Here is a 14517-nt window from a genome sequence, read left to right on the forward strand (position 1 = left end):
GCAAAGACATCAGCTTTGCATACCTCGCCTTGATTTGGCTCAAGGAAAGACGTTAGCCGAACCATCGAAATGGATTGAAAAGCGAGGCCGCACCCAACGAAGAGTTGCTGAATGCAACTGCTTCGGTGTTCGAATCCGCTATTTCGATCCCCCGTCGACCAGCAGGGACATGCGCACAAGATCCGACAGGCTTGCCGCGTTCATTTTGGTCATGACGTTGGCCCGGTAGATTTCGACCGTGCGCGGGCTGATATCGAGGTCGAAGGCGATGCGCTTGTTGGCATGGCCCGCGACGAGCCCCTGCAGCACCTGCGCCTCGCGAGACGTCAGCTGACCCATTCGCTCCTCGACCTCACGACGCTCTTCCTCACGCTGCCGTTCGGCATCGCTGCGCTCAAGCGCGGTGCGAACAGCCCTCAACAACTGCTCGTCATTGAAGGGCTTTTCCAGAAAATCGATGGCGCCGCTCTTCATCGCCTCGACCGCAAGCGGAACATCGCCATGGCCGGTGATCACGATCACCGGCAGCGGCACGGGCAAATTTCCCAGATGATGGAGCAGGTCCAGACCGCTCATTCCCGGCATGCGGATATCCGTGATCACGCATCCCGGCTCAAGCGCGTCCAAATCCGCGACGAAGGCACTGGCCGAATCGAAGGTTCGCACGTCAAAATCAGCCGTCTCAAGCAGGAAGGACAGTGAGTGGCGCACGCCCTGATCATCGTCGATGACATAGACCGTCGATTCAGAAGGCATGTTCGACTTCCTCGCTGCCGACCGCTGGAATGGTGAAGCGGAAAATGGTGCCACCGCCAGAACGCGGCTCGGTCCATATCTGACCGCCATGAGCTTCGATGATCGTGCGGCAGATGGAAAGGCCGACGCCCATGCCGGTTTCCTTGCTCGTCACGAAAGGCTGGAAGAGCTGCTCCGCCACATGCGGCACAATTCCGGGGCCGGTGTCCGTCACCGCAACCTCAACCATCTGGGTCGACGTCGCCTTGGCCGAAATCTCGAGTTCGCGGGTCTCGCTCTCTTCCATGGCATCGATGGCGTTGCGCACGAGATTGAGGAGAACCTGCTGGACCTGAACCCGATTGACCAGGACCAGATCAGCCTCAGGGCTGACCTCGAAGTGAACGCGGATGCCACGCTCCTTCGCGCCGACCAGCGCCAGCGCGCTCGATTCCTCCAGAAGCTTGGTCACGCGCTCGACTTTCTTTTCGGTCTCGCCCCGCGCCACAAAGTCCCTCAGGCGCCGGATGATCTCGCCGGCGCGCATCGCCTGCTCGCCAGCAAGCGATAGCGCGGTCGCCAGCTTTTCCGCGCGTCCATCGACATTTTCCTTTTCCAAAAGCCGCAGCGAGCCCTTCAGGTAGTTCGCGATAGCCGAAAGGGGCTGGTTCAGCTCGTGGGCCAGCGTGGACGCCATCTCGCCCATGGCCGTAAGCCGCGACATGTGAACAAGTTCTGACTGAAGCTCCTGCAGGCGCGCCTCGGCCTTCTGATGCTCCGTGAGATCGCGCATGAAGCCGGTGAAGAAGCGTCTTCCGCCGGAATCCATCTCGCCCACAGCCAGTTCGAGCGGGAAAGTCGAGCCATCCTTGCGTTCGCCAACGACGACGCGACCGATCCCGATGATCCGTCGCTCTCCTGTGGCGCGGTAGTGCGCCAGGTGGCTGTCGTGGGTTTCGCGGTAGGGCGTCGGCATCAGCATCTTGACGTTGCGGCCGATCAATTCGCTTGCATCGTAGCCGTAGAGTCGCTCCGCCGCAGAACTGACCGACTGCATGATGCCGCGCTCGTCGATCACGACCATCGCGTCGGGTACGGTTTCGAGGATGGACGTCAGGTGCGCCTCCCTCGCCCTGAGGATGGCGTTGGTGGCGTCGGCCGCCTGTCTGGCGCGCAGTAGCCACTCACCGAGCAGCCCGGCAGCCACTCCACAGACGGCGAACGTCACGGCGGTCGCGAGCGCTGAGGGAGTGTGCAGCAATCGCTCCGACAAAAGCGCGCTCCCGAAGACGAGGCTGAGCCCCGTAGCCAGAAGCGTCGGCCATAGCCCTCCGAGCCCTGTGGCGATCAGCACCGCGGGGATAAAGGCGATGAAATCGCCCCGCTCATCAAAAAAGCCGGACAATAGATAGCGGAAAAAAGCGGTCGCCAGCACCGCCAGCACCGCCACGGCGAACGGTCCCCAACGCCGTGCGAAGGGCACGGCCGTTCGATCGGTCCAATCCGAAGCCATGATTGAGGGCGGGAACAAGGACATGTCTAAGATTTCCTGGCCCTTCCGGCCCATTTCCGTCGCCTTCGGCAAGGCAATGAAGGTCGATCGCCGACTACGTAATATCCCTTAGGGACAAGACCGGAATTTCCGCAAGGCGATCTTCTGCGTATCAGTTTGTCATTCGCTCTTGGTGAGGAACGCTCCATGCTTGACGCAATCCAAATCTCCGGTCGCCGGGAAGTCCTTTCCTTCCAGCCGAGCGATAGCGCAAGCGATACCCTGCTCGCGGACGTCTTTGCAACCGCTGGCGTTCGTATGGTGTACGGGCCAAACGCGGAAATCTACGCTGAGGAAGACTCCGCCGATTACGTTTATCAGGTGGTTTCCGGCGTGGTGAGAAGCTGCAAGCTGCTCAGCGACGGTCGCCGCCAGATCGGCGCCTTCCACCTCCCGGGCGACGTGTTCGGGTTCGAGCCGGGCGAGAGCCACTCCTTCTGCGCAGAGAGCCTCGGCCGGTGCACACTTCGAGCCATCAAACGCGCTGCCCTCGTCGCGACCTCGCGCCAGGACGCGGCCATTGCCAACGAGCTTTGGGCCGTTGCCGCGAATGATCTGAAAAGGGCGCAGAGCCAGATGCTGCTGCTTGGCCGCAAGTGCGCCTCGGAGCGGATCGAAACGTTTCTGTCTGAGATGGCCGAGCGCCTCGGCAGCGATGAGATCATCGATCTGCCCATGTCCCGCCAGGACATCGCGGACTATCTCGGCCTCACGATCGAGACCGTGTCCCGCACCTTCTCGCAGCTCGAAGCCTCGGGCGCCATCACTCTGCAAACGGCTCGGCGCGTCCACCTTCATTCAAAGCGCCATCTGGCCGCCTGATCAAGGCAGAAGCCGTCAATAAAAAGTTCAGCCGCGTCGGGACCGACGCGGCTTTTCTGATTCTAACAAACTCGCGGGCCTAATCTCGCACAGTCAAAGCCCGCTGCGGTTCTGGGGACTCTGGCCGGCCGGCGACGCGGCGGCGGGTTCAGGCGCAACGGCTGGAGATGAGGCCATAGGCCGATTTGGCTCCTTCGGGGCATCGTCGTAGGGCACCAGCTGATCCCCGCCATAATGGAGGTCCTCCATCCGGGCTGGCGGCGGATAACTCGCGCCTTCGTGCGCCCCCTCGACGCTGCGCGGCCGCGTCGCGTCGTAGAAGAGCCATCCGGCGCCGGCCACCATCATCACGGTGGCGAGCGGGTTGTCGATTGCCGCGCGGATCAGTCGGTCTCCGAGCGGGCCTTTCAGCTCGCTCAAACCGCGATCAAGCACGGCGTCTGCCGAAAAACGAAGACGCAGCTCGTCCAGCTTGGAGGCCACCTTCGCGCGCTGCTTTTCAGCTTCACGTTCGATATCGGAGGTTGATTTCGGGGCGCTGTCCATCAAATCGGGCTTTCCACGCTGCTTCTGACAAAGTTCGCGCTCTCGCGCTCTCTGCGGAACAACGGCGGTTGTCACAGGTGGTTGCGTCGATCCTTGACAGCATCCATCGAAGCCACGGATAGGACACGCGGCCATGGGGCCGACGCTGTAAGCGAAGAGGTTAGCAATGTCGTCGCACGGCTCCAAAAAGGTCATCTACGCGGCCTTGGCGGGAAATTTCGCCATTGCGGCGACCAAGTTCGGCGCCTCGCTCTGGACCGGGTCGAGCGCCATGCTGAGCGAGTCGATCCACTCGCTGGTCGACACGGTGAACCAGGGCCTGCTGCTTTTGGGGCTGAAGCGAGCGGCGAGGCCCGCGGACTCGCGACACCCCTTCGGCCATGGCATCGAAATCTACTTCTGGGCCTTCGTCGTCGCGTTGATGATCTTCGCGCTTGGGGGTGCGCTGTCGATCTACGAAGGAATCCACAAGCTCACGGGTCATCAGGGCCTCGAGAACGTTTGGGTGAACTTCGCGGTGCTCGGCGCCAGCATGCTCATCGAGGGCTATTCGTTCCACGTCGCCTGGAAGGAGTTGCGCCGACAGTACCCGGAGCTTTCGGCCTGGACCGCCGTCAAACGCAGCAAGGACCCCAGCGTCTTCGCGGTGCTCTGCGAGGACGCCGCGGCCCTCTCAGGGCTCTTGGTGGCGCTGATCTGCCTGGCGCTCGCGACAATCCTCGAAGAGCCCGCATTCGACGCCATCGGCTCCATCGGCATCGGTGTCGTTCTGATCATCGCCGCCGCTTTCCTGGCGCGGGAAACGCTGAGCCTTCTCACCGGAGAGGCCGCCTCGCGCGACGTTGTGGACGAAGCCCGATCAATCCTGCTCGCCGATCCTCGCGTCCAACGCCTGGATGAGTTTTTGACGATGCATCTTGGCCCCAATGACATCCTCGCGGCGGTGTCGATCGACTTCGACGACAGTCTGTCCAGCCCGGACGTGGAGCGGGCGGCCATCGAGCTCAGCGCGGCGCTGCGCAACGCCATCCCGCCCCTCACCCGGGTCTATCTTCGGCCGATACCGCCCAAGACAGAAAACGCGGCCCCCACCTTGGCAGGGGCCGCGCTGTAATGCCTTTTACTCTGCCGAGAGCGCGTTACTCGCCATCGTAACCGGGCGCGACGGGCCGCTCCCGGATGTCGAGAATGCGGCCGATCGCCTCGCGCAGATTGCGCGGCTGAAGATCCGCCTGGGACAGAACGAAGACCAGCAGCGAACGTCCGGTCACGCCGTACTTCTCCCCGAACTTGAAGTTCGGCGTCTCGGTGCTCTCCGGCTGGTTGGTGTCGATGAGGCGCACCCAGTTACGCCCGTCCGGCACCTCCGGCAGCGTAAACTCCACGACGTCGTGATAGGCGTTGAAGACGATCAGCAGCGTCGCCGCCGCGCCGCGGCGCTTGATGCCCGTAGGTTGCGCCCTCCCGTCGAGCAGCATTCCGAAGCAGCGGGCATTGCCGTCGAGCCAGTTCTCCTCGACCATCTCCTCGGCGTCGGGGCGCAACCAGGTCACGTCCTTGACTTCGAGTTCCTCGTTGTAGTCGCCGACGAGGAAGCGCCCGCGCTGCAGAATGGGATAGGCTCTGCGAACCGCGATGATCTTTCGGGTGAATTCCAGGAGCTTTCGCCCGTTGGGCGTGATGGCATCCCAGTTCAGCCAGGTGATCTCGTTGTCCTGGGCATAGGCATTGTTGTTGCCGTTCTGGGTGTGGCCGAACTCGTCGCCGCCGAGGATCATTGGCGTGCCCTGGGACAGGAGCAGCGTCGCCATGATGTTGCGCTTCTGACGCTCGCGCAGCTCGATGATCGCCTCGTCCTCGGTCGGGCCCTCGACGCCGTGATTCCACGAGTGATTGTTGGAGTGCCCGTCGCGGTTATCCTCGCCATTCGCCTCGTTGTGCTTGTCGTTGTAGGAGACAAGATCGTTGAGGTTGAAGCCGTCATGGGCGGTGACGAAGTTGACCGAGGCCCAGGGCCGGCGACCGCGCTTGTTGTAGATGTCGCCGGAGCCCGAGATGCGCTTGGCGAACTCGGCGATCATCCCCTCGTCGCCCTTCCAGTAGGCACGGACCGTGTCGCGGAACTTGTCGTTCCATTCCGCCCATCCCGGCGGGAATCCGCCGACCTGATAACCGCCCGGCCCGATATCCCAGGGCTCGGCGATCATCTTGACGCTGGAGAGCACGGGGTCCTGGCGGCAAGAATGGAGGAACGTGCCGTTCTCGTCGAAGCCCTCCGGCTCGCGGGCGAGAATCGTGGCCAGATCGAACCGGAACCCGTCGACGCGCATTTCCTGCGCCCAATAGCGCAGCGAGTCCGCCACCATCTGGAGAACGCGGGAATGAGACATGTTCACCGTGTTTCCGGTGCCCGTGTCGTTGATGTAGTAGCGCTTCTGATCCGGCAGCAGCCGATAGTAGTTGGCGTTGTCGATACCCTTGAGCGACAGCGTCGGCCCAAGCTCGTTGCCCTCGGCGGTGTGGTTGTAGACCACGTCGAGGATGACCTCGATGCCCGCGCTGTGGAACTGGTTAACCATCTCCTTGAATTCGTTGACGAAGGGCGAGTGGAGATAGCGGGGCGCCGGGGCGAAGAAGGCGATGGAATTGTAGCCCCAGTAATTCACGAGGCCCTTGTCCACCAGATAGCTGTCGTCGACAAACGCATGAATCGGCAATAGCTCGATCGAGGTGGCGCCGAGCGAACGCAGGTAGTTGGCGACCCGGGCGTGGGCCAACCCGGCAAAGGTGCCGCGCTCGCTCTCGGGCACGTGCGGATTGAGCTTGGTGAAGCCTTTGACGTGCGCCTCGTAGACGATCGTGTGTTCCCACGGCACCCGCGGCCGGCGCTCCGAGCCCCAAGTGAAAGCCGGATCAATCACCCGGCACTTGGGCATCAGCCGCGCGCTGTCGCGCGCATCGAAGGAGAGGTCCTTGTCCTTGTGGCCGATCCGATAGGCAAACAGCTCGGGCCCCCACTTCAGCCCGCCGACCAGCTGCTTGGCGTAGGGATCGATCAGCAGCTTGTTTGGATTGAAGCGATGTCCGGCATCCGGTTCATAGGGACCGTGAACGCGGTAGCCATAGACGGTGCCGGGCCGCGCTTCCGGCAGATAGCCATGCCAGACTTCGTCCGTATACTCGGGAAGCTCGATGCGCTCGAGTTCGCGCCGCCCTTCATTGTCGAAAATGCAGAGTTCAACTTTCGTGGCATTGGCGGAAAAGATGGCAAAGTTTACGCCAAGTCCGTCCCATGTCGCTCCGAGCGGAAAGTTTCTGCCCTCTTGCAGGATGGAGCGTTGACCTGAGCCGATGAACGGCCGGCTTGCCGAAGGCTTGGATGTCATCGAGTTCCTTGCGGGTTGGCGGAAATGAACGCGATACAGCGCCGGAACACGGCGATCGCAAATGCATATATTGCCGCGCTTTCTTGCGCGCCCAGGGGGAGAACAAAGAACGCTTCGCCCGCCGCGATATGCCGGACAAAAGAATCGCGGCGCGGCAAACGAGGCGGGGGTCGCGACGAGCGCGAGGGGCGTTCCTTCCCTCTCACGCCCGATATGGCCGATCGGCGTTCCAAACATCCCCCAAGGAAGAGAACGGCTGTTCTCGCTCTGCTTGCGCCCATTGCTAGGATGAGCCCTGCCCTTTCGCCACCGGCAAGGGAGCGCACGCGTCATGACAGCTCGCCGCCTGCGCGACCGCCATGGATGGTTGAGCGGAAAGAGGATCGAGGAGACGACCGATGGCGGAAAATTCAAAGCCCGGCAGAACCTTGAGCGCGCGCCCGATCCTGACCGGGAATGGGGAGCCGGGCGCGAAGCGGCGGCCGCCGCATGTCGGCCCGCTCGCCTCGCTTCCGCTGTTCCACAGCCTCTCGGGGCGGCGAGTGATCGTCGCAGGAGGATCGGCCGACGCTGCCTGGAAGGCGGAGCTTCTGGCATCGGCGGGCGCCGCGGTCGTCATTCTCGCGGGAGGCGATGTCTCCGCCGAAATGCGAGACCTCCTCCGCGGCGGCCCCCTTTCAGGAAGCCTGTGCCACGTTGCGCGCCAATGGGTGCCAGAGGACCTTGTTGGCGCGGCCATCGCCATCGCGGATTGCGAGACCGACGACGAGGCGAGCGAATTCGTCAACGCAGCACGCGCCGCAGGCGTCCCTGTCAATGTGATCGACAAACCCGCCTTTTGCGACTTTCGCTTCGGTTCGATCGTCAATCGCTCGCCTGTCGTGATCGGGATATCGACGGATGGCGCGGCGCCGATCCTGGGTCAGGCCATTCGGCGCCGTATCGAGACTCTCCTCCCGCCGGCTCTCGCCGATTGGGCGGCGCTCGCCGCGCGCGTCCGTGATCATGTCATGGACCGTCTCGCTCCCGGCCCGCTCCGCCGCGCCTTCTGGGAGCATTTCTCCGACCATTCCTTCACGCACCGCTCACCGACGCAAACAAGCGAAGCCGAGATGGAGCGCCTCGTCGGCGATCTCGCGCGATCGCCGATCTCGGGCGGTCGCGTCACCCTCGTCGGCGCCGGGCCTGGAGAGGCCGAGCTACTCACGCTGAAAGCGGTGCGCGCCCTCCAGGCCGCCGATGTCATCCTCTTCGACGATCTCGTCTCCGACGAGGTTCTCGAACTCGCCCGCCGCGAGGCCAAGCGGATGCTGGTGGGCAAGCGCGCCGATAGGGAAAGCTGCAGGCAGGAAGACATAAACGATATGATGATTGCCCTCGCCAGAAGCGGGCGGCATGTCGTGCGCCTGAAGTCCGGCGATGTCTCCATTTTCGGGAGGGCGGGTGAAGAGCTTGCGGCGCTGACGCGAGAAAACATACCGGTGACAATTGTTCCGGGTGTCACGGCCGCCTCGGCCATGGCCTCCGCCTTCGGCGTTTCTCTGACCCACCGGGAGCGGGCGCAACAGGTTCGATTCGTGACCGGCCATTCGCGCAAGGGAGGCTTGCCGGAAGAAGTGGACTGGAACGCGCTGGCGGACGAACGCGCCAGTACGATCTTCTACATGGGAGGACGCACGGGCGGCCTCATCGCTGCGCGCCTTATGGAAGCCGGCCTGCCCGCAACAGTGCCGGTGGCCGTCGCAGCTAACCTTTCTCATGAGGACCAGAAGCTTGCGGCGGGGCGTCTCGGCGACCTCGAGGCGATCATCGCTCGCATCGGGCTGAAGGCTCCGCTGCTGATCGGCGTCGGCCATGTCTTCGAGGAGGCATCAGCACAAGCCGAAGAGAAAGCGGCTATAGCCATCGAAAAGCACGCCTGCTTTCAGCGCGCTTGAGGCGCGGTCGGCGATATCGCGAAGCGAACGAAACTCGGAAATACAAAAGGCCCGGACACAAAGGTCCGGGCCAGTCATAGAAAGTCATGCACGACCAAACGGAGCATCGGCTCGCGAAATGGTCGCGTGTAATGCCTAGCGGGCGCGGCGCCGCTTGTGACCGAGGCCCATCTGCTTCGCCAAACGAGAACGAGCGGCTGCATAATTGGGCGCAACCATCGGATAGTCGGCAGGAAGATCCCACTTCTCCCGATATTCCTCGGGCGACAGATTGTAATGGGTCATCAGGTGCCGCTTCAGCGACTTGAACTTCTTACCGTCCTCAAGGCAGATGATGTAATCATCATGGACGGACTTCCGCACGGGAACCGCCGGCTTCGGCTTTTCCACCTGCGGAGCCTGCGGAGCAGCTGTTGTGCGCCCAAGAGCGCCATAAACATCCGCGATCAGACCAGGAAGATCGGAAACCGGTAGCGAATTGTTGCTGACGTAAGCAGCGACAACCTCCGCGGTGAGTTCCATCAGCATTTCATTGTTGTCTGAACTTTCGATCTGATCCATCGGTCCACCTTACCGCGTGCGAATTATATGGTTAATGTCCTGCGAAAACCCGCTACAGCGCCTTGTTTGACGTAGCTCACGTCACTTAAGTCATCATCGCACAGGCTTATCCAGAAGCTCGTCCTGATCCAGGATTGCTCCTGCTTGGTATTGATAGACTGATACTTAATGTCAAGCTCTTTCTTTTCAATCCCAAGCTATAATTGAGCGCAATCAAAATCGAGCGATATGTGAAGACAGTCCTGACAGGCTCATTAGACACCAAGGAAGCGCGGTTTCATATTCAAGCCTTGATGGTCAGGCAAGGGATGATGCTTCTCTCCCCGGTTTTTACCAATCTACATGACCGATAAAAAGCCGGATCGATAGGCAGGTTCGCGCTAAAGGTGAGCGAGGAGCGCTCGAAAGCCCTTTTGCTTTGGATAACAGTGATGCGACCGCATGTCGCACGTTTTTCACTTTATCGTTGGGAGCGAATTTGCCGCCGCTCATACTCCGCGCGTCCCGGAAAAGGGCACAGAGAGCCAACAATAAGGAATCGATATCTTGTTCGATACCTGGAGAGAGCCACCAGCGCTCGCTCGGCGGCGGCCAAGAGCGCCCGCGATAGGACTCGCCGGCTAGCTCTTCTGGTTATTGCCTGTTCCTCAGTCCGCGCTAGCGCTGGTGAGGACTACGAAAGGCGAGCCGCCCTCCTTGGAAGCCCTGCGGCCATCACGCGAAGACTGGAACCCCATCTCGCCCGACGCGCTCGGAGCGACACCTTGGGTGGGAGCGCTCGTGCGCCCCATGGCTTCAACCGCATCGGCGTCGGGCGCCGTCACGAGGAACGCGAGTTCGATCTGCTTGCCTATCGCCTCTTGTGAGCGGGCAGGCCTGGCGACGCTCGCCGCCGCCTTCGGGGCGACCGACCGGACTCGGTCCGACTTGCCTGCCGGTTGTTCAGCAGTGACGGTCGCGCCACGCTTGGCATTCGCGGCGTGCGAAGCGGCGGTGGCGAGCTTCTCGAACGGAAGCCGACCGCCCTTGGCTGACGGCGCGCCAGCAGAATGAGAAAGCGTGGCCACGGTCTTCAAAGCCGGCATGGTCTTGGCAGCCGGGGCCAAAGCCGGACGGGACGCAACGACGGCAGGAGCGGGCTCCGGCTCTCTGGATGCCACAACGACGGCGGGTGTCGGCACGGCAGGCCGCGCCACGGCGCTCGGCGTGACAGATTGGCTCGTTGCGCCGCCAATGATGTCCTCCAGGGTGGCCGGCTTGTCATCAGCCGGTTTTGCGCTGGCGAGAACAGTTTCGAAACGCGGCCTGGTGCTCGGGGTCGGAATGGCGGCGAACGCCATCTTCGAGCCATTCTCAACCGGTGCGGCCACGGGAAGATCCTCCCGGTCGAGAGCCGCAACCAGCGTACCAACGGCATCGGGTTGAACGGTCGGCGCCGCGACCGCCTCGGGCTGACGCACGGGCGCTCTGTGAGGAATTGGGACCGAACGGAGATCCAGCGAAGCGACCTGCGTCGTCTCGGCAGGCGCAGCCTCGCTCGGGACGGTCGTGTCGAATGCGTCGCGCATGGGAAGAGCGACGCCCGTCGCCGGGACCACGGGCTTTGCAGCCGGCGTGGCGGCGGCAACCTGCACCGGCGCCCGGGGAGTGGCCACGGGGCGCTTGGCCGGCGCGGCAGCCTCCGTTGCGGCCTCCGCGTTGTCATCCGCCTCGTCGTCGCCACCACCAAGCAGCATGGCCAGCAATGTCTTGCTGCCGCCGGAAGACGAACCCCTGCTCGCGACCTGGATGGCACTGGCGCCGCCGCGGGCCTTATACTCGGCCAAAGCCTGCTGGTATCCGGGCAACGGCTTTCCGTCGGATGGGACGTGCAGCGTCTTGCCGTTCGGGAAAACGGCCGCCAGTTCGGTGCGGCTCATCCGCGGCCAGTGACGCACATTGCCGGTATCGAAATGGACAAAGGGCGAGCCCGACTTGGGATAATATCCAACGCCGCCGACCTGCATCTTGAGGCCGATCTCGCGCATTTTTTTCAACGGAACGTCGGGCAGATAGAAATCGAGGGCCTTGCCTCTCGTGTGCTGGCTGTTCTCCGCGACTCCCGAGGTGCGGGAGCGCAGCATCGAATTGGTCGCTGGGGCGCGATAGCCGCATATCACGTTGATATAAGCTCGCGAGCCCGAATTCTGGTAGGCTTCCCAGATAAGATCGAGCAGATGCGGGTCCATCTTGACCGGCTGCTTGCGCCGCCAGTCGCGCAGGATCCAGTCGATCTTCTTCAAGCCGTCGGGAAGATATTTCCCATCCTTCTTGTAGGCGATCTCAGCCTTCTCGTGGGTGTGCAGATGATAGAACTTGAGCGTCCTGGTCTCGGCTCGCGCCAGCGTCGACGCGGAGGCCAGAAGGGCCGTCGCGACAGCGGCACAAGCAATCCGCCGCGTGGCGCGGCCGACGAAGTCGTTCAGTCCGGACATACGTCTGCGGTCCCCTCGATTCAGGTCACGGCGTTGTGTCCCCCGCCCGCAACCCTAATGCGCGATGGTTAACGATCTATATTTTGAATAGAACTACGGCATCAAGATGACCAGTCACAATTGCGGTGCGGCATTTCGCGTGAGGGTTAATCATTTCCCACCAACGCCAAGCCGCAACCAGCTCCCGGAAGGAAACGCAAAAGCTCTTGATGTTGACAAGTCACAGAATCTGGGTCGCTTTTTCGAGCCGGACTGGGCGACTGACAGTCAATCGATGCGCACCTTCATGCTGCTCGTCAGCTATCGAATTTTCTTCACTCGCGGACGTCGGGCATTGCCTTATCGGATGGCCAGACGCCCTTTGCCAAACGGAACAAGGCTCCCACCGCTCGAAACGGCCGAGCTTGCGCATCTTTCGCCGTGATTAGGGTTGAAAGTGAGATTGGCACGGCCTTCGTAAATGGCCAAACAGCTTGGAACTCGCTTTAACCGGGGCGCTTCGCCCTCGACCGAATTACGCCGCCCTCGACGTGGTACTCTGGCGCGGGTACCAAGGTGTCAAGTTCACCCGATCTATGACAAGTCCAATTGAATTGAGACCTTTGATCATGCATCTCCAGTATTGCTCGTCTCCCGCCTCCGGCGCGGCCTCCTCCACAACTGAAAAGCTGCCGGAATGGAACCTCGCCGATCTCTATCCGCAGATGGATAGCCCTCTGATCGCGGACGACCTTTCCGCCAGCGCCAGCGACGCAGCTGCGTTCCAGACACGCTGGCGTGGCCATCTGGGCGAAGAAGCGGCAAAGCCCGGCGGAGGCCAGATCGCGGAGGCGCTCGCTACGTTCGAGGCGATCGAGGAAAAACTCGGCAAGCTCATCTCCTATGCGGGCCTCCTCTATTCCGGCGACACCAGCGACCCTGCCCGCGCCAAGTTCTATGGAGACATCCAGGGCCGGGTGACCGACATTTCCGCTCGGCTGCTGTTCTTCCCGCTCGAGCTGAACCGAATTGCGGATGACGTGCTCGATCGGGCCATGGCCGAAAACAAGGACCTTGGCCATTACAGGCCCTGGATCGTCGATCTCAGGAAGGACAAGCCCTTCCAGCTGGAAGACCGGGTCGAGGAGCTCTTCCACGAAAAATCGATCACAGGACACGGCGCCTGGAATCGCCTCTTCGACGAAACGATGACGGCGCTACGCTTCCGGCTCGACGGTGAAGACCTGACGCTCGAGCAGGCGCTCGACCGCCTGCAGAACCCTGATCGGGAGAAACGGCGGGCCGCGGCGGAAGAGCTGACCCGGGTTTTCTCGGCCAATTTGCGGACTTTCACGCTGATCACCAACACGCTGGCGAAGGATAAGGAGATTTCCGACCGCTGGCGTGGCTTCACCGATGTCGCGGATTCCCGCCATCTTGCGAACCGTGTGGAACGTCCGGTGGTGGACGCGCTGACGGCCGCCGTGGTCGAGGCATACCCTTCAATCTCCCATCGCTACTACGCGATGAAGGCGAAATGGCTGGGGGTTGATCGTCTGGAGCACTGGGACCGCAACGCGCCCCTTCCGCAGGCTTCGCGCCGCGACATCCCGTGGGAAGAAGCCAAGGCGACGGTTTTGTCGGCCTATGCCGGTTTTTCGCCGCAGATGGCGGACATCGCGCGCCGGTTCTTCGACCAGCGCTGGATCGACGCCGCCATCCGCGCCGGCAAATCGCCGGGCGCCTTCGCCCATCCGACGGTGCCCTCTGCCCACCCCTATGTGCTGCTCAACTACATGGGCAAGCCGCGCGACGTCATGACGCTCGCCCATGAGCTTGGCCATGGCGTTCATCAGGTGCTCGCCGCCCCCCAGGGCGCGCTCATGTCTCAGACGCCTTTGACACTCGCGGAGACGGCGTCGGTGTTCGGAGAGATGCTGACCTTCCGTTCGCTTCTCGACAACGCGAAAACGGTTCAGGAGCGCAAGACGCTGCTCGCCTCCAAGGTGGAGGACATGATCAACACGGTGGTCCGCCAGATCGCCTTTTACCGGTTCGAGCGTGAGCTGCACCAGGAGCGCAGGCAAGGCGAGCTGACGGCGGAGCGTATCGGCGAGCTGTGGACGAAGGTTCAAGGAGAGAGCCTTGGCCCCTCGGTGCACCTTGGCCCGGGTTATGAAACCTACTGGACCTATATCCCCCACTTCATCCACTCGCCCTTCTACGTCTATGCCTACGCCTTCGGCGACTGCCTCGTGAATTCGCTCTACGCCGTCTACCAGAACGCCAGCGAGGGCTTCGAGGCGCGCTACTTCGAGATGCTGAAGGCGGGCGGCACCAAGCATCACTCCGAACTTTTGGCTCCGTTCGGCCTGGACGCGGCAGATCCCGCTTTCTGGTCGAAGGGTTTGTCGGTGATCTCCGGCTTCATCGACGAGTTGGAGGCGCTCGAAGCCTGAACCCGCATTTGCCGCCATGAGATGAAAGGGGCGCGGTTTTCGAACCGAGCCTCTTTTCTTCGTGTG

General features: G+C 62.2%; 11 protein-coding genes. 5 read left to right on the forward strand and 6 right to left on the reverse strand.

The window, feature by feature from the left end; translation table 11 throughout:
- Nucleotides 1-138: 138 nt before the first annotated feature.
- Nucleotides 139-756, reverse strand: a complete 618-nt coding sequence (gene fixJ / locus B5D38_RS10345; protein ID WP_078708351.1) for a response regulator FixJ — start codon at nt 754-756, stop codon at nt 139-141.
- The gene (locus B5D38_RS10350; RefSeq protein WP_245319099.1) at nt 746-2272 is read right to left on the reverse strand and encodes a PAS domain S-box protein; all 1527 of its coding nucleotides are present in this window, start codon (nt 2270-2272) and stop codon (nt 746-748) included. Before B5D38_RS10350 ends, fixJ begins: the two co-directional genes overlap by 11 nt.
- A gap of 162 nt (nt 2273-2434) precedes the next feature.
- On the opposite strand from B5D38_RS10350, the gene B5D38_RS10355 reads away from it, so the two are divergent.
- Complete coding sequence (locus B5D38_RS10355; protein ID WP_078708352.1) at nt 2435-3109, forward strand: helix-turn-helix domain-containing protein; 675 nt, start codon at nt 2435-2437, stop codon at nt 3107-3109.
- Between the two features lie 93 nt (nt 3110-3202).
- On the opposite strand, the gene B5D38_RS10360 is transcribed toward B5D38_RS10355, so the two are convergent.
- A complete protein-coding gene (locus tag B5D38_RS10360) occupies nt 3203-3655 on the reverse strand; it encodes a DUF3618 domain-containing protein (RefSeq protein ID WP_078708353.1) in 453 nt (150 codons plus the stop codon).
- 166 nt (nt 3656-3821) lie between these two features.
- Here B5D38_RS10360 and B5D38_RS10365 point away from each other — a divergent pair, with 166 nt between their 5' ends.
- On the forward strand, nt 3822-4769 hold the full coding sequence (locus B5D38_RS10365) for a cation diffusion facilitator family transporter (protein WP_078708354.1): 948 nt from the start codon (nt 3822-3824) through the stop codon (nt 4767-4769).
- 25 nt (nt 4770-4794) lie between these two features.
- Here the strand turns inward: B5D38_RS10365 and glgX are convergent, their stop codons facing one another.
- Entirely contained in the window at nt 4795-7041 is a 2247-nt protein-coding gene (glgX, locus tag B5D38_RS10370; protein WP_078708355.1) for a glycogen debranching protein GlgX, read from the reverse strand.
- 398 nt (nt 7042-7439) lie between these two features.
- Between glgX and cysG the strand changes: the two genes are divergently transcribed.
- The gene (gene cysG / locus B5D38_RS10375; RefSeq protein ID WP_078708356.1) at nt 7440-8978 is read left to right on the forward strand and encodes a siroheme synthase CysG; all 1539 of its coding nucleotides are present in this window, start codon (nt 7440-7442) and stop codon (nt 8976-8978) included.
- A gap of 135 nt (nt 8979-9113) precedes the next feature.
- Here the strand turns inward: cysG and B5D38_RS10380 are convergent, their stop codons facing one another.
- Both B5D38_RS10380 and B5D38_RS10385 read right to left on the reverse strand, forming a co-directional pair.
- Nucleotides 9114-9539, reverse strand: coding sequence for a Ros/MucR family transcriptional regulator (locus tag B5D38_RS10380; RefSeq protein ID WP_078708357.1), 426 nt, complete (start codon nt 9537-9539; stop codon nt 9114-9116).
- 647 nt (nt 9540-10186) lie between these two features.
- Complete coding sequence (locus B5D38_RS10385) at nt 10187-12013, reverse strand: peptidoglycan L,D-endopeptidase MepK (RefSeq protein ID WP_078708358.1); 1827 nt, start codon at nt 12011-12013, stop codon at nt 10187-10189.
- A 106-nt stretch (nt 12014-12119) separates the two neighbouring features.
- Between B5D38_RS10385 and B5D38_RS22035 the strand changes: the two genes are divergently transcribed.
- Complete coding sequence (locus B5D38_RS22035) at nt 12120-12437, forward strand: hypothetical protein (protein ID WP_131829901.1); 318 nt, start codon at nt 12120-12122, stop codon at nt 12435-12437.
- Nucleotides 12438-12621: 184 nt separating this feature from the next.
- Entirely contained in the window at nt 12622-14451 is a 1830-nt protein-coding gene (locus tag B5D38_RS10390; protein WP_078708495.1) for a M3 family oligoendopeptidase, read from the forward strand.
- Nucleotides 14452-14517: the final 66 nt, after the last annotated feature.

Origin of the sequence: Consotaella salsifontis (assembly GCF_900167365.1) — a bacterium.
Lineage (GTDB): Bacteria > Pseudomonadota > Alphaproteobacteria > Rhizobiales > Rhizobiaceae > Consotaella > Consotaella salsifontis.

Coding starts and splice junctions, on each gene's coding strand:
- fixJ (WP_078708351.1), bottom strand. CDS start 756: ATGCCTTCTGAATCGACGGTCTATGTCATCGACGATGATCAGGGCGTG.
- B5D38_RS10350 (WP_245319099.1), bottom strand. CDS start 2,272: ATGTCCTTGTTCCCGCCCTCAATCATGGCTTCGGATTGGACCGATCGA.
- B5D38_RS10355 (WP_078708352.1), top strand. CDS start 2,435: ATGCTTGACGCAATCCAAATCTCCGGTCGCCGGGAAGTCCTTTCCTTC.
- B5D38_RS10360 (WP_078708353.1), bottom strand. CDS start 3,655: ATGGACAGCGCCCCGAAATCAACCTCCGATATCGAACGTGAAGCTGAA.
- B5D38_RS10365 (WP_078708354.1), top strand. CDS start 3,822: ATGTCGTCGCACGGCTCCAAAAAGGTCATCTACGCGGCCTTGGCGGGA.
- glgX (WP_078708355.1), bottom strand. CDS start 7,041: ATGACATCCAAGCCTTCGGCAAGCCGGCCGTTCATCGGCTCAGGTCAA.
- cysG (WP_078708356.1), top strand. CDS start 7,440: ATGGCGGAAAATTCAAAGCCCGGCAGAACCTTGAGCGCGCGCCCGATC.
- B5D38_RS10380 (WP_078708357.1), bottom strand. CDS start 9,539: ATGGATCAGATCGAAAGTTCAGACAACAATGAAATGCTGATGGAACTC.
- B5D38_RS10385 (WP_078708358.1), bottom strand. CDS start 12,013: ATGTCCGGACTGAACGACTTCGTCGGCCGCGCCACGCGGCGGATTGCT.
- B5D38_RS22035 (WP_131829901.1), top strand. CDS start 12,120: ATGACCAGTCACAATTGCGGTGCGGCATTTCGCGTGAGGGTTAATCAT.
- B5D38_RS10390 (WP_078708495.1), top strand. CDS start 12,622: ATGCATCTCCAGTATTGCTCGTCTCCCGCCTCCGGCGCGGCCTCCTCC.